This window comes from Dyadobacter sediminis, assembly GCF_005860765.1.
Taxonomy (GTDB): Bacteria; Bacteroidota; Bacteroidia; order Cytophagales; family Spirosomataceae; genus Dyadobacter; species Dyadobacter sediminis.
In genome coordinates this window covers 380,013-402,138 of sequence record NZ_VCEI01000030.1, presented here as the reverse complement: position 1 = coordinate 402,138, position 22,126 = coordinate 380,013, and the positions used below count along the sequence as shown (strand labels likewise).

Below are 22,126 nucleotides of genomic sequence, written 5' to 3'. Positions count from 1 at the left end.
TTGAACTGCTTTAAAAACTCATCAGTCAACAAATCTTCTGGTCTCATAAACTGTGTTTTGTTAAAAGTAAAAAATCGGAGTTACAAACCCCGATTTAAACTTTACACAGATTTTGAGATAGTGTCGAATTTTTATGAAAAATGTATTTATTCAGATAGGTATAACTTTGTTTTGAGCATTGTTTGGGAAGATTAAGTTATAAATCTTTATCTACAGTCGATGGCAAAGAGCTATCCTGACTTAGCTTTACATTCATATCTAAAGAAAAGCTTTGTATCCCATAATTTTATTGGTTCCTATTTAAGACACTAACAACCAATTTTTTTACTGTCTCCATCTCTTCCGGCTTACTAGCCGCTGCAAACAATGTAAGGCTAGCAAGAGCCTCATTGCTTATGATAGGATCTCCGGATTTAGACTTTAATAAACCATTACTTTCCAGAAATAGTAAGAAACATGCGGCAGCAATACGCTTATTACCATCCACGAAACCATGATTCTTTATAATTAGATATAGTAATGTGGCCGCCTTCTCTTCTATAGACGGATAAAAGTCAATGTCACCAAAGCCTTTGCCAATTTGTATCAATGCACTTTGAAAACTTCCGTCCTTTTCCTTTCCAAAAACATCAGACTCGAAATCTGCCTTCATGGTTTCAACTATGCGATAGTAGTCTAATATGTCCGGATACACGGCTTCTTTCGTGCTTATCCCTTTAACATCTAATTGTTCATGGTCGTAATCGTCTAGCAACTCCAGTCCCTTTGCAAATTGTCCAAGCCATGCAAAATCTGTTTTGTTGATCTTATCTTCTATTGCTCTGCTCAGTATTCGAATGCCATCTTTGAGGGTTTGAACCTCTTGCTGCTTTTGTGCAAGGCGTTGCTCATTGATTACATAACCTTGAACAAGATAATCCTTTAAGCGCTGAGTTGCCCAGATTCGAAATTTTGTTCCCTGAGATGATTTCACGCGATAGCCGACCGAAATCAGTACGTCAAGGTTGTAAAACTTGGTCGGTCTATCCGCACCAGCAATGTGCAAATTTTGCACATTGCTTTCTTCATCCAATTCGCCCTCCTTGAAGACATTGCCAATATGTTTGGTTATGACACTTCGTTCTCGCATGAACAGCTTACTAATTTGCTCCTGAGAAAGCCACGCGGTACCATGTTCAAACTTTACCTCAACCTGGGTTTGTCCATCACTACTTTGGTAGATTTCGATTTTGCTATCCATAATTAGTAATTTGAGATTCTTCCCTTCAATATTGTGTCTGGACTCATTGCAAATACACGGACACTATTTTCTATTGGAACTGATCCCCAACCTCTAAATGGCAACGTGCTGTCTCTTGCAAGCTCCGCCTTCCAGTTTTTAGGAAGGGGATAGCTAGATGATAGGATGAAGCCAAAGTCTTTCTTTTGAACGACGACGCTCGTATCTATAAATGTGTTATCCTTATAAAAAGACTTGACATTGAAAATATTATTGTCATCATAATTGATACAAAATTCTTTGTCTAGCCGAAATCCATTTAAGCTATCCGCCCTAAACACTAAAATAATTTTATCATTGTGATAAAGCTTAACAACTTCATCCTTATACAGCCTTGGAATAATAAAACTAAGGTTAGAACATTCCTCCGTTGCCTCGTTTTCGTAAACGTCCTTAGATGTACATCCAAAAAAACCTAAGTAAACAATCCACACGATGTGTGCAGCAAATACCCGAATCTGATTAGATATTAATATCAATTTCATTAGTGTCACGATTTATTTGTCAGGAATTTTTTCAGCTCAACAATCAGTGGTTCAGGCAGGTAATCCTCTGGGATATTTTCTGTTACCTTTCTCACGAGCGTGCTTCGTTTTCCTTTTTTAAATGGTGTGAAATTGCGCAAAAGTGCTACAATATCTTCTTGATTGGCATCGAACGGGCTATCCTCCTTAGTACCATAAAAGATGATTTTCATAAGGGCAATAAGCTTAGGCTTGGGGATAAGCGTATAAATGTCAACTTCTTCTTCACACTTTGGAGTCACCGTATTTTCTTCCAACTGTCGATTGACCTCGGCAAGTAGACCTTCTAAAATAGTTTTTTCTTGAACAGAATAGCTTTTTGTCAACCGGATAGGAATTTCATTTGAGAAAAAATCAAGAAACTCAATTTTGTCTGGATAAGCTTCAAAATGATATCGGAAACATCTGAGAGACTGGCTGAAAGTAGCGAGTCTTACCAACTTCGAGAAGATCGTGTTTTCATAAAAGGTTGTACTAGGTTCCGACGAGAAAACTAGATGAAATTCATTTAGCTGATCAACAATATCGTACTTGAAATAAGGAACAAGGGGTATATCATCCCCTTTCATTGCTAGAAAGGTTTCTCCGAATCGCTTCAGTGTCGAGTATTTCCCAATTGGTTTATTACTATCTGCCATAATCACTCATCTTTAAATCGCTCTTTCCAGATCTCGGAAAGCTGATGCGCATATTGTTTTTTAGTTACCTTAATGTATGTTAAAAATGCTTTTTCAGTTCTGTGACCAGTAATCGCCATAATGGCATAACTTGGTGTGCCGGCAAGATACTCATTGGTTGCAAACGACCGCCGGGCAGTATGAGACGTAATTAATGAAAATTTACTTACCTTTTTCTGGGTCCGAACCTTCCCCTTCTTTTCAAATAGAGCTATATCGTCACTCAAATTTGCTTTCTCTCCAATTTCTTTAAGATACTCGTTCATTTTTTGATTGGAAATTGCTGGCGGCAAATGGTTTGGCGTCCGGCCTTTATATTTTTCCATTACTTTCCTGACAATAGGATGAATTGGAATCTCTAAAAATTCGTCTGTCTTAATTGTTTTCATCTTCAGGTATTTGAAATCTGGAGAAATGTTCTCGGCTTGTATCGTAGTAAGGTCAGAAAACCGTAATCCGGTGAAGCAGCCGACAATAAATAAATCTCGCACTTTTTCCAGTCTTGATTCAGCTGATAAGTCAAGTTTCATTAGCAGTTTTATCTCATCTTCATTTAAATAAATTGAATCCACGTCTTTTCGAGGTGTTGAAAATCGGCGACTCTTAAACTCAATGTTGTCATTTTCTTTACGCTCGGTTGCTTCGTTCAGGAAGAACTTCAAAAGCCCGGTATGCTTATTCTGAGTATTCTCATTGTACTTCTTTACCTCGACCATAAACCTTTTGAAGTCATGATAGAAATCTAGCGTAATATCGTTAAAGGCGATGCTTTTCTTTTTTGTATCAGCCTGAAATTCCATTAGCATCTTCAAATGCGAGCGGTAAGTCTTGATCGTGTTAGCATTTTTAAATCCTTCCACTGACTGTATGTATTTGCCTATGAATTCAGCCAGCCCAGGCTTGCCTTTTTGAGGAGCTGCTTCATACTTGTCAGTTCTGATCTCACGCTCAAATAGCGGTTTTAAATCGGCGGGAGTAATTGGCAGCTTTTGGTACAACCGTTGTTGGTATATCTTCTGAATCTCATTTCGCCATCGATCCAAGTTGGCATTAAGCTCCAAATATGCCTCATGACTTGCTTTTGCTTTTTGGTTTTTTGGGTCCCAAGATTTTTGCTTGATAAACTGATTTGTTGAAACAACAACTTGTTCAGTTCCGTAGCGAAAGTATAAGGATATTAAACAATTGCCGTTTGGTTTTGGCTTTTTTAGATAGTATTTTGTTGTAGCCATTAAGCCAGTAACTTAGTTTACACAAATCTATCTTAACTGAATTGGTTTACAAAATGGTTTACAACAAAAATCTTGTTCAAGGTGGCATGTTACTTAACTCAATTTTATATATTTGCCGTTAAGAGCTCTGAATGAGAATATTTTAACGAAAAGATCATGATAGTAAAATCAAAAGGTTCGATTCCGTCCATCACCACAGAATGCAAAGCTAACCGCTTGATAATCTTAAAATTATCGAGCGGTTTTTTGTTTGGTTTATATTTGCCTTAAGATCTTGGATTTACTACTTTAAGGTTCAAAGTTTTCCTCAACCCGGCTGGTTTAAAAGTTTTAGAACAGGCAGTTAAAATTAAAGTGCTTCTTGTCATTTTGCAGCGAAATCGTGCCTGTTCAGGCCAATTCGGGCAGAGGCTGTACATGGGTGCGGAAGTGCCATTCTCCAGTAAGCTCAGGCATTTCAGTATCGTCAGAATAGATAGTCGGTAAAGGTACAATCAGCATGCAATTGAATCTGTCTGCTCAGTTGCTTCAAAGTCGTTGGAATGGAGTTTTTATAAGTATTCCCGGGCTAAAAAAATTTGCGTATATTTTCTGTCATACTTTAACAATTGTACGATAGCTAAATATGTATTTGTATTTAGAGTGCGTTAATCGTCTGTCCGTGCTAGCTTCAACTAATTACCTGCTAAACAGCGACAGGCTATGATTCATGTTACGCAATTTGTTTACGTTCGCAAAGGAAAAGAAGGCATTTTTCATGCATTTGAATCGCAGGTATTGCCTTTGCTTGAACGGCATAATGGCAAACTGCTGATGCGGATCAGGCCCGGCGCAGATCAGTTTATAGCGGGTGAGCTTGATCCTCCTTATGAGATTCACCTCGTCAGTTTTGAAAATGAAGAAGGATTATTGGCATACGGAAACGACGAAGATCGGCAAAAGTGGCTTAGCTTGAAGGATGAATCGGTGACAAGCGTCATAATGGTCAAAGAATAACAATCCCAGACAGTTCAATTCAGGAAAATCTGATTTATCCAATTTCGATTTTCATGTGCCTCGTTTGTAGTGCAGCTGCACCAGTCCGGTGTCAAAACTTTTTGTATGAAGCAGCTTCAGGTCACTCTCGGGCCGCTTTTCCCTGAAAAGCCGGATACCATCACCTATGAAAACAGGAATAATGGAAATAATAAATTCATCGATCAGGCCGCGCTGCAACAATTGATTTACGACTTCTGCACCTCTGTCACAAAATATGTTTTTGCCTTCTTTTAACTGCAATTCCGCCACTAATTCACCAATGTCGCCCGTATAAAAATGCATAGGTCCAATGCTGTCCTGCGGCGTTCGCGTGATAATATAGGTTTCCTTGTCGGCATGAATGAAATCCGGAACATGCTGCATTACCCAGTCATACGTGCGACGACCGACAATTACCGTATCAATCTGCCCGATAAATTCTGCATACCCATAATCCTCCCCTTCTTTCTCAACTTTTCCTAAAAATCCGAGGTCATCGCCCGGCGCTGCAATGTAACCATCCAGGCTCATTGCAATATAAAGCACAAGTTTCCGCATTTGTTTTAATCACAGTTAAATTCATTGCAAGCTCGTGTGAGCTGCATTTTTCAGGCATGCCCGTTTTTTACTGCAACTTATAGAATCAATCGGAATTGACAAGAAAGCGGAATGCCGGATTTTTTGAAATTGATTGAATGGAGTAAAACAGTGTATTTTTTCCTGTGCTTTCCGGTTACATGCTTTTCGGGCATGGCTGCAAATATTGAAGTGAAGACAAAAAAGTCCAGATTTATTTTTCTGTAAAATAAAGTGATATTTGTACTATTCGACTAAATGTCTTTGTGATCAGAAGATATTCGGCGACTTTGTCTTTCCTGTAAACTATTGATAAACAATATGCGTTTATAAGTTCAAAGGATTTAAAAGGTCTTAGTTAAGATGTAAATTTTGCCTTTGTTTATAACTATTTTAATATCATAAAAAAGCTTTGAACAGCAGTTCTGAGTATTGTAAAAGGAAACGATAATGATGCAAATACAAAAATATACAAGGAGAAACCAGCCGAAAGAGCAGCAGGAATTTTCAAAAAACCGCTATTCGGTACTTTATACGCTGAAAGGACAGTACCAGCATGTGGGCTGTTCGTCGCAGGAAGAAGCGCAGCATGTGTTGGGTATGCTGATGACAGATGGAAACCGTATTCCTGTCGGAATTTACGATTCCCAAACAGACTCTTTTGAATGGGAAATTATCGGTCAGTATTTTCATAGCCAGGATCCGATCAGCGATCAGCAGGAACGTCTTCAGGAAATACTGACAATTTCGCGGGCACTTCGACGCCGCGATGCAAGCTGGCAGCCGGGATTTATGCAAACCCCAAGTTTTTTTGCATAAAACCTGGTTTATGCAGTATTAAAAAAGCCCCTGGCAATATGCTGAGGGCTTTTTTGTTGATGGTTAAACGCAACTTTTAATTACCGTCCGGATTTTTCAATACGTACTAAATGCCGGAAATCTGAATGCCTAAAAGCTTGTAAAATTCTTTAAGTATGGCCGGATGCCCGGGCCATGCAGGAGACGTTACCAGGTTTCCATCCACAACAGCCTGATCGGCAGGAATATTTTTCCAGGTGCCGCCGGCAAGTTCGATGTCCGGGCCAATGGCAACATAGGCTGTGAGTGTACGTCCGGTCAGGACTCTGGCTGCAGTCAAAATCTGAATTCCATGACAGATGGCGGCCACTGGTTTGTTTGCCTCAAAAAAATGCTTTGTGATTTCAAGCACCCGTTTGTTGAGGCGGGTATATTCCGGCGCACGTCCGCCTGCAATATATAAGCCGTCATAATCCTCCGGATTTACCTGATCAAAATCGGCAGTGACCGGAAAACGGTGGCCTTGCGTTTCCCTGTAAGTCTGGTCGCCTACAAAGTCATGAACGGCAGTAGGAACCGTATCTCCTTTTTTACGGTCCGGTGCGAACGTATCCACGTCAATCCCGACGGAAAGCATGGCCTGATACGGAACCATGGCTTCATAATCTTCAACATAATCTCCTACGAGCATCAAAATTTTCTTTGACATGATAGTTAAAGTTAATAGTTGAAATAAATCACGCTCCTAAAATTACATACAAAGAAGCTTTTGCACGGCTTTTCTTACAATTGTCATTGCTAAAGTTACAAAGCTGGCTTTTTCAGGCTGGCCTTTTTTGTAAAGTAAAATGCATGAGTATTTATCATCTGCTGAAAGAAATATTTGAAAGGTCAACAATTCAATTTAATCGCATTGAGGCTCGTTACTTAACATTTGGTTAAAACAGCAGAATAAATTTAAGCCTATTTTCGCCAAAAAATAAATCTGTTTCAATCTGGAAAGATCAGGTTTCTGACTTTGATATAAGCCGACTTTACCGCATTTATACGCATGGAAATATGCTCAGATGGATCGGTGAAGACGATGAGCCAGTATTTGCCAGACTTCATCAGCCTTATTTCAAAGTCCTTGTTGAACGATGCATTTTATCATTTTTCATCAGATAGTTTCTGGTCAGAGTTTTATTTGTTTTCTGAATGACCTTATTTTAAAATCCGTCAATTTTTTGTCCGAAACGGCATTGCTTTTATGAAGTTCATTATTCCTGTTTTATTCTGCACGTTTCTTTTCTTCAATGAAACTCTGGCTCAGAATGCCGTTTCTTACACGGCTGCCCAGGCGCACTCGCACAATGATTATGAGCAGAACATTCCATTTCTGCGTGCTTATTATCAACAATTTGGTTCAGTTGAAGCCGATATATTTTTACATAACGACAGTATTTTCGTTGCACATGAAGTCAGTCATATCAAACCGGCAAATACTTTAAAGGAGCTTTATCTAAAACCAATTGCAGCCAGGGTACAGGAAAATAAAGGAAGTATTTATCCGAATAAAAACGCTGGTTTACAGTTACTTATTGATTTGAAAACATCCGCGAATGAAACTTTGCCTGCGCTGATCAGGGAACTTCAGCCGTATGAAAGCCTGCTTGCGCCGAAAGGCACAGTGAAAATCGTGTTGAGCGGCAACATTCCGGATGCAACGGAATTCAGTAATTATCCTTCTTACCTGTTTTTTGACGGCCGTCCGGAAGTTGCTTATACGAAATCGCAGCTGGAACGGATTGGGCTGATCAGTCAGTCTTTTACAAAATATACCGACTGGAACGGAAAAGGCATTCTGACTAAAAATGATAGAACTGCGCTGGAAAAAGTGATCAGACATGTTCATGATCAGGGCAGGAAAATGCGCTTCTGGGCTACGCCGGACCATGTTAATGCATGGAAAATGCTGATGAATCTCGGCGTTGATTATCTGAATACAGACAAAGTGGAAGAGCTTGGACCTTATCTGCGAAACCGGAAAGATGCCGAGTTTACTTCCGAAAAAGTGCATGCGCTTTACAAGCCGACTTACCGGAACAACGACAAACTGAGCAAGGTTAAAAACATCATTCTGCTGATTGGCGACGGTATGGGCCTGACACAGATTTATGCCGGAATGACTGCAAACCACGGCATACTCAATCTAGCGCAGTTCCTGAACCTGGGATTTTCAAAAACCGGTTCTGCAGACAGCTACATTACGGATTCGGCTGCGGGCGGAACGGCCATGGCAACCGGAAAAAAAGCAAGGAATCGTGCCATTGGTGTAGACACCAACAACGTTGCACTTGCCAATTTACCCGATTTAACCGCGTCATTTGGCATAAAATCCGGCATTATTTCTGCCGGTAGCATAACCGACGCAACGCCCGCTGCATTTTATGCACATCAGCCGGAACGCAGCATGGAAGCTGAAATTGCGCATGACTTTTTAAAATCACGCGCGGAAATACTCATTGGCGGAGGATCGGAGCATTTTGAGAAAACGAAAGTGGCGGACACATTGCGCAACCGTGGAGTTCAGGTTTCGTACAACTGGCAGGATCTGGAAAAAATGAAAATGCCGTTTGTGCTTCTGGACAATTCCAGAACCGTTTCCATGCTGAAAGGAAGAGGGAACTTTCTGACAGAATCGTTTAAAAAAGCATCTGAGTCCCTGCAATCCAACAAGAACGGGTTTTTCATAATGGCCGAAGGTGCGCAGATCGATTACGGCGGTCATGCAAACAAAGTACCTTATGTGGTCACAGAAATGCTTGATTTTGATCAGCTTATTGGTGAGGCCATGCGCTTTGCCGACAGCAATGGCGAAACGCTCGTGATCGTCACTGCCGATCATGAAACCGGAGGGCTGACTCTGCTCGACGGCGATCTTCAGAAAGGGTATGTAGACGGAAGTTTCAGCACCAATGATCATACTTCCGTGATGGTTCCGGTTTTTGCCTACGGGCCGCATTCGCTTGATTTTCGCGGTATTTATGAAAACACCGAGATTTTCAGCAGAATCCTGAATATTTTTAAGAAATACAATCAAAAGTAAAACAGCCGAAATGAGTAAATCGGAGTTTTATAAATTGAGATTAATACATTTTACATTTCACAGATACACTTTACTTTTCACCTCCAAAAATCTTACAATCTGTAATTCTGCCGCGATTGTCCTCAACAAACTGGCAAAAGGCATTGATCTGTGAAAGCTGATGCGAAAAGTCAAAAGTCTGATCGTATTCCTCGCTGTAAACATCATTGAAGTCGGTAATCACATACCTCAGTTTTCTGATCCCCTTTGAGCGCAGTGCCGGCAGGTAAAAATTCTGGTGACTTCCGGCATAGGTGCCGGCTTCGTATTTTCCCGTTGTTTTAATATCGACGGCCATGATTTTACCAATTACATCCACATAGCCGTAAAGCAGGACGTCATTGATCTGATATTCGCAATATGCCTGGGTTTTTACCATCGGGCGCGGCAAAAGAGCTCTTACCCGGGCCAGAATGCCGGCGTCAAACAGTTCTTCATTAATGCCTTTAATAGCGGCATCTTCAAAAGAAGTTCCTTTCGCCTGCGCTTCGGTCTGAACTGAAGGAAGCCTGTTAATACGGTCAATAAGTTCTGTTTCTGTTACATACCCTTTTTCAAAACTGTCGTAAGTGTTCAACAGCGTAGGATAAAATTTGTACTTGATAGAGTTGGCATTCATAGCGGGTATATAAAATTTAAATTTTATTGTTTTAATCCTTTACATGGACAAAGCAGAAAACACCTGAAGTGACGTACCTTTTGATAAGTCAGATATTGCTGTAAATAAATGCCATTTCAGTAACAGACCAAGAGTTATTTATTTGTGCATCATTGAGGATAACCTTTGTTTCATTATGCGTCAAAATGCACAGGATATTTTAAAGAAAATTTCTTCAATAAGTATTTCGGGTGCCAAATAAGTTTCATCAGTTACCAAAGTATCAAATGTCCGGTCAAGAGTTTAATTTAAAATTTAATGAGTTGAAGCTGCTTCAGGAAATGGAGCGCGAAGTTCTTTATTTAAAATCCAATCACCTGGAATATGAATTGGAGTTGGCTAAATTAAAATTACTTCATAAAAAGGAAATAGATCATTTAACTGAAAAAATGGCTGATGCAGAGCAGGATGAGAATTCAGAAATATACCAGTTAAAAGCACTTCACAAGAGGGAGCTGGAAAACTTTATGAAGGAAGTTGCATGTACTGATCAGCGGCAATATAAACTTAAAATCGATTACCTGAAATTACGCCATAGAATTGAGCTTCTCGCTGCAAAAAAGAAAAGTGAATCAAAAATGGATGAACTGGAAATGCTTCATCGGGGCGAATTGAAAACTGTGATGAAAAAGCTTGAATACATTGAACAAACACATATACCAAAATCAGATCAATTGGCTTTACGTCATCAGATTGAACGAAATACTTTAATCGAAACATTTGTCCTTGCAAACAAATTGTACAACATAGGCGATATCATTTCGGATCATGCTGGTTCCATTTCGGTTCGGTTGTACTCTTATGTAACTTCCAATAATTCTTTTGAAATGCTTTATAAAGGAATTATATTAACAAAAGACGGAGAACATAGAAAAGACGGTGCGCATAGGTCTGTTCTTGAGTCTGACGTAAAATCCTGTTATCGTCCACTGGCAAATAAGTAAAAGAATATAAGGAGACTTTAAAGGAAATGGCATAAAGCCAATTCTTTTTCAATGCCTTGTATTTTTAAAGCGGTAACTCAGAAAAACAGACAAAAAGCTGAACTTGTCATTGGGCGTATCGCTGTACGAATTACTTTCCTCGGGATTAAGCAGCCGACGTCCCGAAGTTGCATCCATTTTATCCGTTCTCACAAAATAAAAACGGTAATCTATTCCCGTTTTCAAACATTTGAACAGCAGAAAATCCAGAGAAGTACCTAACGGTAAAATGCCTTCACGCGTCTTTTTGATCCCGGCAGGACCTTTGGGCGGACCCCAACGTAAAAACAGAGGATTGCGTGCACTGAGCTTGCTGTTTGTAAACCGCAGCAAACGGTTGTCGTCCATTGCAAATGCATTGGCGCTGAAATAAACAAGTCCGATGCCGCCGTACAGAAAAAAATGGGCATTGCCGGGCTCCAAGCGGCTGAATTGTTCCGTAAGGTTCCACTTTGCCGTCAGTTCCAGTGAATTGTATTCATTAATAAAATAAGAATTGAAAAAGGCCACTTTTTCTCCGCCCAGTTTTCCGGCTGTATAATCAAAATGCAGCGCCAGGTTTTTGTTAAACGATTTTCCCAGACTTATGCCGGTCATTCCCTGCATATCCTGTGCGTTCAGCTCACCGTAAAACTGCGTAAGACCGCCGCGCAGGCTTACTGAAAAAGGAAAATATTCTTTCCGGCCATAACTTTTTTTCCTGCTGATACCGTTGGAATTTTGTCCGTATGAAACTGAAAAGCTGAAAATGAAGATTACTGAAAGTAAACCGTTGCGCATGCAGAAATGATTTAGAATACGCTTATTAGACGCACATTTCCGTTTCCGGTCAGCGCCTAGTTCAAATTAGATTGCAGGACGGTCACTTAACAATAAAATAACTGTTAGTTTTGTTTATAGTTGTATTTACAAAAAAGCGAAATGAGTGTAGTACCCTATAAGCACAAGGACGGAAGCAAAAGAGAGCAGGTGGCAGAAATGTTTGACAATATTTCTCCAAAATACGACCTGCTCAATCATCTTCTGAGTGCAGGCGTTGATATTTACTGGCGTAAAAGAGCCATTAAACTGCTGCGGAAACAGCAGCCGAAAATCATACTGGATATTGCAACGGGCACGGGTGATTTTGCCATTGAGGCACTTTCCCTCAAACCTGAAAAAATAATCGGTGTCGATATTTCAGAAGGAATGCTGGCTGTCGGGCGCGAAAAAATAGCCAAGCTCGGAAAGCAGGATGTCATAACGCTTCAGAGCGGCGATTCGGAAAGTTTGACTTTCTCCAACAATTATTTTGATGCAATTATCGTTTCGTTTGGAGTACGCAATTTTCAGAATCTGCTAACCGGACTTACTGAAATGAACCGTGTGATGAAGCCCGGAGGAACTTGCGTTGTCGTTGAATTTTCCAAGCCGCGCAGCTTTCCGTTCAAGCAGTTTTATAATTTTTATTTCAAATACATATTGCCGCTGATTGGAAAGACGGTATCAAAGGATAGTTCGGCTTATACATATCTTCCTGAATCTGTTCAGGCGTTTCCGGATGGAGAAGCTTTTCTTGAAATTTTTAAAAAAGCAGGATTTATAAATACCAGATGCATACCACTTACCTTCGGGATTTGTTCCATTTACATAGGTCACAAGTAATATTCGGCTTTTTCGGACTGTTGCTGGCAGCCCAGGGAGTACAGGCACAAGGCATCGGATACAGGCGTCGTCATCTGGAATTCTACGATGACAAACCGATTCATTACGGTATTTTATTTGCCGTTCCCTTTACCCGGTTCAATATCACTCATAGTAACGAGTTTGTACCTAAAGATTCCGCTTTTGTAATTCAGTCACCTAATAATGCGGCATTCCGGATGGGTTTTACAATCAATGCTTTTCTGAACGAGCATTTTGATTTGCGTACTACGCCTTCGGTTTCCTTGTATGAGCGGCATGTGAAATTCAGTTACCCGAACGGGACGGATAAAACAGAAAAGCGGGAATCAACCTGGATTGAAGTTCCTTTGTTACTAAAATACAAATCGTTAAGACGTGTAAATTCCAGAATGTATATGCTGGCAGGCGTAACGTTCGGAATAGAAACCAATGTAAAGCGAAACAGGGGCGGAGGCGGCGGCCGGCTGGACACAAAGTCCAGCGACTTTTCAATTGATTATGGAATTGGCTACGAGCAATTTTTTGAATTCTTCAAATTTGCACCGGAACTGCGCTTTTCACATGGTTTGATGAATGTTTTTCAGCCTACAAAAAATTCAGCAGGCATGGGAATAAACCGCTTGTCTACGCACACGGTGACACTCTATTTAAATTTCGAATAAGGATGCCTGATTCTCAATACATTGAAAATTTTTTAGTTTTTTTTCATTAAAAAAGTTGCAGTTACAAATTTAGTCGCACATATTTGCACTCCCAAACGACGGGAAAAAGGGAGTTTAGCTCAGTTGGTTCAGAGCATCTGCCTTACAAGCAGAGGGTCGGGGGTTCGAATCCCTCAACTCCCACAATTGAAAAAGCACTTATGGCGAAAGCAGTAAGTGCTTTTTGCTTTTTATACGCTTGCTAATAGCATTTGCCATTTGCCGCAGCGCGGCTTCCTGTTTGTAGCATTAAGCGTTTCCAAATGCGATTTGGCCCGGCGGGGCCTCCTTATCATCCGTAAACAGGAGGCCCCGCCGGAGCCATGTAAAACCTGCATGAATTTCTTTTGCTATAAACAGGGTGCTCCTCCGGAGCGGTGTAGTTCTTCAGCGTACAAGCAATTTCCATTTTGAGCTCCTACTATTTCCGGCATTTGCCATTTGCCACAGCGCGGCCTCCTGTTTATAGCACTAAGCGTTTCCAAATGCGATTTGGCCCGGCAGGGCCTCCTGATCATCCGTAAAAAAGCTGCCCTGCCGGGGCCATGTAAAACCTGCATGAATTTCTTTTGCTATAAACAGGGTGCTCCTCCGGAGCAGTGTATGATTCTTTAATCTTAATTCAATGCAGAATGTTACTGATAAGTTTTCAAAGCTTCCTTTTCATTCATTTGTTTCAGAACCTTTTTTAGCCCGTTTATATTTACTGTCAGACCTTCTTCTGCATCCGGAGCAGTGTCTTCGTTAATAATTCCAATCGGGCCGTGGTATTTGCTGTTTTTTACAATCTGCATCATTTTCGGTTCTGCATCTCCTTCACCTATAGGAACAACTTTAACCGGATTGCCTTTTTTCAGCCCGGCAAGGTTCAATGCCATCAAATGCGGAACAATCCGGGGGAAAAATTCCGGAAACCTGTCAATCTGTTCTTCGGCATGATGAAAGTTGTAAACGATTCCGATATTCGGTTTTTTCAGGTATCTGATAATTTCCAGCTGATTTTCCGGTTCGCCATACCAGCCGCCATGATTGTAAAGACCAACGCTGCAGCCAATTTCAGCCGCTTTGTCTGCGATATAAGCAATTGCCTTGGCATGCACCTTCACTTTTTCTTCCTGCGTCATGGAATCGATGTCCTCTATGCCGGCAACCATGCACCAGATCTGCGTTTTTACTTGATGACGTTTCAGTAAATCAATGATGATATCCAGATTCTTGTCATTTTCCGGGTTAGGGCCTGAGTATAGCCAGAATGCCTGTAATGCAATATGATGTTTTTCCAGTTCATCCAGCTCCGTATCAAATTCAGGAACGTGCTTTTCGCGCCAGTCATATGCAAGCATTGTAATACCCAGTTTGTTGAGCATTTCTGAACGTTCAGCCGGAGTTCTGTTTTTAACATCATATGGTACAATGCACCATGCAATCAGATTTTCTCTTGCAAAAATGCTGTTCGTTCCTTTTGCATTCTGCGCATTTGAAACAGTTGCAAAAAGCAGAAAAAGACATGCCAGCATGCTTTTTTTGCAAATCATGGTTGATAAACCATTTGAGTCAATTGAATAGGCAACCATGAATAATGAAAATTTAGGTTTATAAATCAGAGCGTAACCTGCGATCCGGTTTCTGCAGAAACGATTCCTGCTTCCAGTACCTGAATGATTTTCAGACCGTCGGCAAAGTCGGGTTTGATTGCGGTATCCTCTTCAATGGCTTTGATAAAATCCGCAACGGCATGAACAAATGAATGCTCATAACCGATAATGTGTCCGGCCGGCCACCAATTCGAGGCATATGGATGCACTGCCTCCGTTGCAAGTATAGTCCGGAATCCCTGCTGTCCTGCTTCATCGTCGTTGGAAAAATACTGAAGTTCATTCATTCTTTCCAGATCAAAAGCCAGACTTCCCTTGCTGCCGTAAATTTCAAAAGTCAGTCTGTTTTTACGGCCCGTTGCAAACCTTGTAGCTTCAAAAGAACCGATCGTGCCGTTTTTGAAAGTGACCATCATTAAGGCAGCATCTTCGACGGTTACTTCGCCTTTTTCATTTTCCTTGGCCGTGGCAGAAAGATTGCCCGAAGTCGTTTCATCCGCAAGCGGTCTTTCTTTGATGAAATGGGCCGTCAGTGCGGAAACCGTTGCAATGTCACCGATCAGATAATGTGCCAGATCTACTGCATGTGAGTTGAGGTCCCATTGCGGGCCGGCTTGTGCCGTTTCTTTTCGCAGCTGCCATGTAAGCGGAAATTCAGGATCAACGATCCAGTCTTGCTGATAAGCGCAGCGCCAGTGGAAAATACGGCCGATTTTACCGTCATCGATCATTTTTCTGGCGTAGGAAACAGCCGGCGTTCTTCGGTAATTATGGTTTAAATAGTGTTTTACTTTATTGTCTTCACAAACTTTCAGCATTTCTTCCGCCTGCCTGCTGTTCATGGAAAGAGGTTTTTCACAAAAAATATGTTTTCCTTCCTTCGCTGCCGCAATGGCTACGTCATAATGAAGCTGCTGCGGAAGTGCAATGTCAATAATATCAATATCGGGCCTCGAGACAAGCTTTTTCCAGTCCGTTTCTGTTTCTTCCCAATGCCATTTTTTGGCAAATTCCTTTAAAGATTCTTCTTGCCTGCCGCATGCTGCTTTCAGTACCGGAACTGCGGGCAGGTCAAAAAACAGCGGCGCCTTGATCCATGCGTTGCTGTGAGCGCGGCCCATAAATTTGTAACCTATAATCCCTACGTTAAGTTGTTTTTTCATTAGTAAAAGAGCCTATGCTTTGTTGCGAAATCTGCAAGATGTAAGTTATTAAAAATATTAAAGTTTTGTTATTGCCCGCAAGATTGTAATTTCCGCTACGAAACACACACTTTACTGATGAAGCAACTTACCCAGAATCTGCGGACGGGCAAAACCGCTCTGCAGGAAGTTCCCGCACCTTTGGTCAGAAAAGGCTGCGTGCTGATCCGGACGCATAAAAGTCTGATTTCAAGCGGCACGGAAAAAATGCTGGTAAAATTCAGCAATGCAAATCTTTTTGAAAAAGCCCGGCAGCATCCTGAAAAGGTAAAACGCGCCGTTTCAAAAATAAAGTCGGACGGCCTTGTTCCGGCAGTCAGAACAATTTACAACAAACTCGATCAGCTGATTCCGCTCGGATACAGCAATGTGGGCACCGTTATAGCTGTTGGTGAAGAAATCCGGGATTTGAAAATCGGTGACCGTGTGATCAGCAACGGGCCGCATGCGGAGATTGTTTGTGTACCCAGAAACCTTGTTGCCAAAGTTCCGGATCACGTTCCCGACGAAGAAGCTGTTTTTACAGTCATTGCTTCTGTTGCCCTGCAGGGAATCAGGCTGCTTTCACCTGCAATTGGTGAAACGGTTGTTGTTACCGGTTTGGGGCTGACCGGCTTGCTGGCTGCTGAAATTCTGCGGCTTAATGGCTGTCGCGTCATCGGGATTGATCCGGATGAACAAAAACGGGCAATTGCTTCCAAAAATATTACCACGCTTAATCCCGACATGACGGATGCTGAAAAGGTTGTCGCCGAACTGACAAACGGCATGGGCGCTGACGGCGTCATCATTACAGCATCTTCCGGCTCAGATAAAATTATTTCACAAGCTGCGCATATATTAAGAAAAAGGGGCAAAATCGTATTGATCGGCGTTACAGGACTGCATCTGAACCGGGCAGATTTTTATGAAAAAGAGCTGACTTTTCAGGTTTCCTGCTCTTACGGGCCGGGACGTTACGATCATGACTATGAACAGAAAGGAATTGATTATCCGCTGCCGTTTGCAAGATGGACGGAAAACCGGAATTTTCAGGCTGTTCTGGAACTGCTTTCTTCCGGTTCTCTGAATGTCAGGCCGTTGATTTCAGAGGTAATTCCATTGGCAGATTTTAAAAGTGTTTATGAAAATATCACCTTCTCAAAGTCTGTTGCCATTATTCTGGACTACCCGAAAGTAGTCAGTAATCATTCGGTAACCCGGTTTTCGGATGAAACGTTTGCCGGCAGAAAAGGAGTAGCCGGAATAATAGGAGCGGGGAATTTTACCAGAACGACAATGCTCCCTTTGCTGAAAAACGCAGATCTGAAGTATATCGCCAGCGCAGACGGCTTTTCAGCGGCAGAACTCGCCCGGAAATACGGCATTCCTTTTGCGACCTGTGATTTCCAGGAAATTTTAAATGACAAGGAGATTGATCTGGTGCTCATTACAACGCAGCATCAGCAGCATGCGGCAATGGTTCTGAAAGCGCTGCTGGCTGGAAAACATGTATTTGTTGAAAAACCGCTTGCTATTTTTCAGGCTGAACTGGATGAAATTATCAATGTCTGGCAAAAACCGGAACCCGGCCCGGTTTCCTTAACAGTTGGATACAACCGGCGTTTTTCTCTGCATGTCCGGAAAATGAAGCTGCTCCTGAAAGACAGCCTTGTGAACGTGATTATTACGGTAAATGCAGGTTTTGTTCCGGCAGAATCGTGGATTCATGACCGTGCAAGAGGAGGCGGGCGCATTATCGGTGAAGCGTGTCATTTTGTTGATCTATTCATTTTTATTACCGGCAGCAGAATAGAAGCCGTTTGTATGAATGCGGCCGGAAATGCCTGCGAAACTTCGGACAATGCAAGTATGCTGCTGAAATGTAAAAACGGTTCAACGGGCGTTATCAACTATTTTTCAAATGGAAATAACGCGTATGCAAAGGAACGTATCGAGGTTTATTCACTCGGCCGTACGCTGATTCTGGATAATTTCCGGACTTTGACGGGCTATGGATTCAGTACTTTTACAAAACTGAAAACGCAGCAGGACAAAGGCCACAAACAGCAATTCGGGCAATTGCTGGAAATGGTCAGAAACGGCGGAGCGCCGCTGATTCCTTTTGAAGAAATTGTCCATACTTCGCAGGTAACTTTTGCGGCCTTGGAAAGCCTTAAAACTTTCAGCTGGGTAAAAATATGATCCGGTTCATCCAAAATATGGGTTTCCGGTATGTATGCTTTCGCATCGGGTATGAAATCCGGTTAAGATCGGGATTGCTGAAACTGCATTTTCCGGTTCATGTAAAGGAAAAATCTTTTTCGCTGGAAAACTGGCGACAGCTTCCCGTTCAGTTTTTCTTTGATCCCGTAAAAATCAATCTGGAAAGAAATACTTCACTTTATCAGTTAAAGGAACGTGCAGGGAAAATTTCGCAGAACAGGTTTTTATACTTTTCCTCCGAATGGCATCATGCAAAGGATTGGCATACTCATCCGAAAACGGGTTTTGCATTCGACTCCAAAAAGCACTGGACAGAAATTCCGGATTTTTCCAGGCAGGCCGGTGATATCAAGTACGTCTGGGAAAAGTCAAGGTTTACGTTTTTATATGATCTGATCCGTTATGATTTTCATTTCCAGGAAGATCAGTCCAAACTTGTTTTCGCATTCATTACGGACTGGATTGATAAAAATACTGTCAATTGCGGACCGAACTGGCGTTGCGGACAGGAAATAACGCTAAGAGTTTTCAACTGGACTTTTGCGGTTCATTATTACAAGTTTTCCGAAACACTTACACCTCAAATTTTCGAAAAAGTGGTGAACAGCATTCGTCATCAAATGCGCCGTGTGGAAGGAAATATCAGCTTTGCGCGCATTGCAGTCCGGAATAATCATGCATTAACGGAAACTTTCGGGCTTTATTTCATTGGTTTGCTATACCCTTTTTTTCCGGAAAGCGGTAAATGGAAAAGAAAAGGAAAGCGCTGGTTTGAACAGGAAATTGCTTTTCAGATTGATGGTGACGGCACATTTTTGCAGTACTCCGTGAATTATCACCGCATTGCAGTTCAGTTACTAACAATGGCTATTGGCATTGCGGAAAAGAATCAGGAAAAATGGCCGGCGAACGTATATACGCTTGCAGAAAAATCACTGCATTTTTTACAGGCTTGTCAGGAGGAAATAACAGGCTGGCTTCCGAATTACGGCAACAATGACGGCGCTTTGTTCTTTCCGTTAACCGATTGTCACTTTCGTGATTTTCGCCCTCAGCTTGCAGCTTTGGCAAGTGCTTTAAAACAGGATCATGCGTATGAAATTGGAAACTGGAATGAAGAAACAAGCTGGTTTTCAGGAGAGAAAAATAAAACTGCAAGTCTGCAAAAAACATCGGAGTACAGAACTTTTGAATTTAAAGACGGCGGCTATTATATTCTGAAAGACCCGTTTTCACTTACTTTTCTGCGTTGCGGACGTTATGGTAAAAGGCCGTTTCAGGCGGATAACCTGCATGTTGACATTTGGGTAAATGGCATGAATATACTGCGCGACGCGGGAACATTTCAGTATAATACCGATGAAAACCTGATCCGGTATTTTGCCGGCACGGCGTCGCACAATACGGTAATGATCGGCGATTTTGATCAGATGCGGAAAGGTCCGCGCTTTATGTGGTTTGGCTGGATCAAAAAAGCTTCGGGGGAAATCCGGTTTTTGAATCCTGATCTGATTGTAATGGAAGCTGATTATGAGGGTTTTTATCACGTTGCAAAAGGAATCCGACATAAAAGAAAAGTTTTCAAAGAAGCCGGCAAGCTGCACTGGATTATTGAAGACAGCCTTGAAAATGTTCCGGCAAATCTGCCCATGAAGCAAATCTGGCATCCATGCGAAAGTTTTTTTGATCATTATGAAATACATGCGCAGGATGAAAAGGGAAACCGCATGGAATATGTAAAAAGCGAAGGCTGGTATTCTGAAAGTTACGGGCAGAAAACGGAAAGTCCTGCGCTTGTCTTTGCAACTTCCGGGAGATTTATACGAACGACAATCAAAGCCTGCAACAAGGGCGGCTAAACACACACGATGCATATACTGTTAATTCACCAGTTTTTTCTGGAAGATTCGGACGGAGGCGGCTCGCGCTGGAATGAAATGTGCAGAATCTGGGTTCGCGAAGGCCATAAAGTTACAGTAATTGCAGGCACGGCGCATTATATGGATTCCGATCCTGGCGGCAATGGAAAGGAATTTATTACGGAGAAATTCAATCGCAATCAGGTTAAAGTGATTCGCTGCCGGATTTCAGGCAACTACAATTCCGGTTTTGCAGGCAGGCTTCGGGGCTATTTTTCTTTTACTTTTTCCGGTATCTGGGCGGGGTTTTTTCATGCAAAAAACAAGTACGATGTCATTCTTGTTACTTCGCCGCCGTTGTTTGCCGGCATTACGGCCGTTGTGCTTTCATGGCTGAAACGTATTCCTTTTGTATTTGAAATCCGTGATTTATGGCCTGAATCCGCTGTTGATACCGGCGTTTTAACCAATAAATTCCTGATCTGGCTTGCTTTCCGGTTTGAAAAGTATTTACTAAGAAAGGCAACGGCAATAAACGTCCTGACGCCGGCTTTCCGCGATGCGCTGATTCATTCAAAAAAAGTAAATCCAGAAAAGATCATTTACATCCCGAATGCTGCCGATTTCAGTATTGCTGCCAAGGTTGCAGGCAATTTTGATCGGGACGCTTTCCGGCGGGCGCAAGGTTTTGAAAACAAGTTTGTACTCATTTACGTCGGGGCGCATGGCGTTGCCAATCATCTTGAACAAATTATTGAAACGGCTGAAATCCTGAAAGGTACAAACGCATATTTCCTGCTGATCGGCGACGGGATGCAGAAGAAAGCATTGCTGCGCCATGTGCAGAGACGAGGTTTGGAAAATGTCGGATTTATGAATACGGTTCCCAGAACGGAAGTGTTCCGGTATATTCTTGCATCTGAAATGGGCATGTCTGTTCTGAAAAAGGCGGATGCTTTTAAAACCGTTTACAGTAATAAAACTTTTGATTACTTCTCATTCCGGAAACCGATTTTGATGGCCATTGACGGAATTTCACGTGAACTTGTTGAAAAGGCAAATGCGGGTGCATTCGTGGAGCCGGAAAATGCCAAGGACTTTGCAGAAAAAATAAGGATGTATATGAACAATCCGGAAATGCTTAGTGAACAGGGCAATAATGGATACAACTACGCCAGAATGCATTTTGACAGAGATGTGCTGGCGCTTAAATATTTGAGATACCTTGAAAATACCGTTTGTAAATAACTGCATTTCCAATCTGCCTTTCAGGGCAATTGAAGCATTGTTTTACATTGAAAAACATGAACTGAAACAATATACAATGGGTTTCCTATTAAAAGAACATCGAATGAAAAATGCAGCACATTTGTTTCCTTACGCCGTTACCGAAAAAGCTTATTCCTATTCGGATTACATGGAGTTGATGGAAAAAGTAGTTTTGGAAAACAGAACAACGGGCTTAAAACAATCTGAAGATTTAAACCATTATACAAGGCTTAATTTGTCCAGAATGCAGCGGCTGAATAAAAAAGTTACGGTTAATGAAGATCTGAAAAAGACCATCGACCGGTTTCAGTTTCCTCAAACCTGGTTTATCCTGACAGAAGCGTGGTGCGGTGATGCAGCGCAGAATATTCCTTCCATTGTAGCATTGGCTTCACTCAATCCTCAGATTACGGTAAAATTGCTGCTGCGGGACGAAAATCCGGAAATAATGGATGCATACCTTACAAATGGCGGCCGTTCCATTCCGAAACTGATTGCTGTGGATGAAAATTTCAATGAGCTTTTTACTTGGGGGCCACGTCCGTCTGGCGCGCAGGAAATGCTGAAAGCATATCAGGCAAATCCGGTGAAGCCTTACATGGAATTTGCAGAGGACATTCAGCGCTGGTATATTTCTGATAAAACGGAATCTATTCAGAAAGAGCTGAAAGAACTTCTGGAAGGTGTTCTGATTGAAAATAAGTTTTAATATAGTTTGCTCTATATTTGTTAAAGGCATTGTCCTGCAAAATGGAGCAG

At 41.7% G+C, this 22,126-nt stretch carries 20 protein-coding genes and 1 tRNA gene; 11 read left to right on the top strand and 10 right to left on the bottom strand.

Annotated elements, in window-relative coordinates; translation table 11 throughout:
* Positions 1 to 286: 286 nt before the first annotated feature.
* Genes FEM55_RS23060 through FEM55_RS23045 form a run of 4 tightly spaced genes read right to left on the bottom strand, consistent with a single transcriptional unit; the run spans position 287 to position 3,712 of the window.
* Positions 287 to 1,240, bottom strand: a complete 954-nt coding sequence (locus FEM55_RS23060) for a virulence RhuM family protein/type II toxin-antitoxin system death-on-curing family toxin (RefSeq protein ID WP_138283679.1) — start codon at positions 1,238 to 1,240, stop codon at positions 287 to 289.
* A 2-nt stretch (positions 1,241 to 1,242) separates the two neighbouring features.
* Positions 1,243 to 1,764, bottom strand: a complete 522-nt coding sequence (locus FEM55_RS23055) for a hypothetical protein (protein ID WP_138283678.1) — start codon at positions 1,762 to 1,764, stop codon at positions 1,243 to 1,245.
* Between the two features lie 5 nt (positions 1,765 to 1,769).
* Entirely contained in the window at positions 1,770 to 2,441 is a 672-nt protein-coding gene (locus FEM55_RS23050; RefSeq protein ID WP_138283677.1) for a hypothetical protein, read from the bottom strand.
* A 2-nt stretch (positions 2,442 to 2,443) separates the two neighbouring features.
* Positions 2,444 to 3,712: a site-specific integrase gene (locus FEM55_RS23045; protein WP_138283676.1), complete on the bottom strand. Its 1,269-nt coding sequence runs from the start codon at positions 3,710 to 3,712 to the stop codon at positions 2,444 to 2,446.
* A gap of 702 nt (positions 3,713 to 4,414) precedes the next feature.
* Here FEM55_RS23045 and FEM55_RS23040 point away from each other — a divergent pair.
* A complete protein-coding gene (locus FEM55_RS23040; RefSeq protein ID WP_138283675.1) occupies positions 4,415 to 4,708 on the top strand; it encodes a putative antibiotic biosynthesis monooxygenase in 294 nt (97 codons plus the stop codon).
* 51 nt (positions 4,709 to 4,759) lie between these two features.
* Here FEM55_RS23040 and FEM55_RS23035 read toward each other — a convergent pair whose 3' ends face one another.
* Positions 4,760 to 5,287, bottom strand: a complete 528-nt coding sequence (locus tag FEM55_RS23035) for a dihydrofolate reductase family protein (RefSeq protein WP_138283674.1) — start codon at positions 5,285 to 5,287, stop codon at positions 4,760 to 4,762.
* A 468-nt stretch (positions 5,288 to 5,755) separates the two neighbouring features.
* On the opposite strand from FEM55_RS23035, the gene FEM55_RS23030 reads away from it, so the two are divergent.
* Entirely contained in the window at positions 5,756 to 6,124 is a 369-nt protein-coding gene (locus FEM55_RS23030; RefSeq protein WP_138283673.1) for a hypothetical protein, read from the top strand.
* A 106-nt stretch (positions 6,125 to 6,230) separates the two neighbouring features.
* On the opposite strand, the gene FEM55_RS23025 is transcribed toward FEM55_RS23030, so the two are convergent.
* Entirely contained in the window at positions 6,231 to 6,812 is a 582-nt protein-coding gene (locus tag FEM55_RS23025; protein ID WP_138283672.1) for a DJ-1/PfpI family protein, read from the bottom strand.
* A gap of 540 nt (positions 6,813 to 7,352) precedes the next feature.
* On the opposite strand from FEM55_RS23025, the gene FEM55_RS23020 reads away from it, so the two are divergent.
* Positions 7,353 to 9,191: an alkaline phosphatase gene (locus FEM55_RS23020; protein ID WP_138283671.1), complete on the top strand. Its 1,839-nt coding sequence runs from the start codon at positions 7,353 to 7,355 to the stop codon at positions 9,189 to 9,191.
* A 70-nt stretch (positions 9,192 to 9,261) separates the two neighbouring features.
* On the opposite strand, the gene FEM55_RS23015 is transcribed toward FEM55_RS23020, so the two are convergent.
* Positions 9,262 to 9,849, bottom strand: a complete 588-nt coding sequence (locus FEM55_RS23015; RefSeq protein ID WP_138283670.1) for a hypothetical protein — start codon at positions 9,847 to 9,849, stop codon at positions 9,262 to 9,264.
* 266 nt (positions 9,850 to 10,115) lie between these two features.
* Between FEM55_RS23015 and FEM55_RS23010 the strand changes: the two genes are divergently transcribed.
* Positions 10,116 to 10,832, top strand: coding sequence for a hypothetical protein (locus FEM55_RS23010; RefSeq protein WP_138283669.1), 717 nt, complete (start codon positions 10,116 to 10,118; stop codon positions 10,830 to 10,832).
* A gap of 48 nt (positions 10,833 to 10,880) precedes the next feature.
* Here the strand turns inward: FEM55_RS23010 and FEM55_RS23005 are convergent, their stop codons facing one another.
* Positions 10,881 to 11,651, bottom strand: a complete 771-nt coding sequence (locus FEM55_RS23005) for a hypothetical protein (RefSeq protein WP_138283668.1) — start codon at positions 11,649 to 11,651, stop codon at positions 10,881 to 10,883.
* Between the two features lie 141 nt (positions 11,652 to 11,792).
* Here FEM55_RS23005 and ubiE point away from each other — a divergent pair, with 141 nt between their 5' ends.
* From ubiE to FEM55_RS22990, 3 genes are all read left to right on the top strand, one after another.
* Positions 11,793 to 12,515, top strand: coding sequence for a bifunctional demethylmenaquinone methyltransferase/2-methoxy-6-polyprenyl-1,4-benzoquinol methylase UbiE (ubiE, locus tag FEM55_RS23000; RefSeq protein WP_138283667.1), 723 nt, complete (start codon positions 11,793 to 11,795; stop codon positions 12,513 to 12,515).
* On the top strand, positions 12,488 to 13,198 hold the full coding sequence (gene porT / locus FEM55_RS22995; RefSeq protein ID WP_445447102.1) for a type IX secretion/gliding motility protein PorT/SprT: 711 nt from the start codon (positions 12,488 to 12,490) through the stop codon (positions 13,196 to 13,198). The genes ubiE and porT overlap by 28 nt, the downstream gene beginning before the upstream one ends.
* 108 nt (positions 13,199 to 13,306) lie before the next feature.
* A tRNA-Val gene (locus FEM55_RS22990) sits at positions 13,307 to 13,381 on the top strand.
* A 491-nt stretch (positions 13,382 to 13,872) separates the two neighbouring features.
* On the opposite strand, the gene FEM55_RS22985 is transcribed toward FEM55_RS22990, so the two are convergent.
* A complete protein-coding gene (locus FEM55_RS22985) occupies positions 13,873 to 14,772 on the bottom strand; it encodes a sugar phosphate isomerase/epimerase family protein (protein WP_229209388.1) in 900 nt (299 codons plus the stop codon).
* Positions 14,773 to 14,837: 65 nt separating this feature from the next.
* On the bottom strand, positions 14,838 to 15,995 hold the full coding sequence (locus tag FEM55_RS22980; protein ID WP_138283665.1) for a Gfo/Idh/MocA family protein: 1,158 nt from the start codon (positions 15,993 to 15,995) through the stop codon (positions 14,838 to 14,840).
* Positions 15,996 to 16,112: 117 nt separating this feature from the next.
* On the opposite strand from FEM55_RS22980, the gene FEM55_RS22975 reads away from it, so the two are divergent.
* From FEM55_RS22975 to FEM55_RS22960, 4 genes are all read left to right on the top strand, one after another.
* Positions 16,113 to 18,218 carry a bi-domain-containing oxidoreductase gene (locus FEM55_RS22975; RefSeq protein ID WP_138283664.1) on the top strand — a complete coding sequence of 702 codons (2,106 nt, stop codon included), beginning with the start codon at positions 16,113 to 16,115 and terminating at the stop codon, positions 18,216 to 18,218.
* Positions 18,215 to 20,098, top strand: a complete 1,884-nt coding sequence (locus FEM55_RS22970; RefSeq protein ID WP_138283663.1) for a heparinase II/III family protein — start codon at positions 18,215 to 18,217, stop codon at positions 20,096 to 20,098. The genes FEM55_RS22975 and FEM55_RS22970 overlap by 4 nt, the downstream gene beginning before the upstream one ends.
* Positions 20,099 to 20,107: 9 nt before the next feature.
* Positions 20,108 to 21,346 (top strand): glycosyltransferase family 4 protein, encoded by a 1,239-nt coding sequence (locus FEM55_RS22965; protein ID WP_138283662.1) that lies wholly within the window; start codon positions 20,108 to 20,110, stop codon positions 21,344 to 21,346.
* A gap of 103 nt (positions 21,347 to 21,449) precedes the next feature.
* A complete protein-coding gene (locus FEM55_RS22960) occupies positions 21,450 to 22,076 on the top strand; it encodes a thioredoxin family protein (protein WP_138283661.1) in 627 nt (208 codons plus the stop codon).
* Positions 22,077 to 22,126 lie beyond the last annotated feature (50 nt).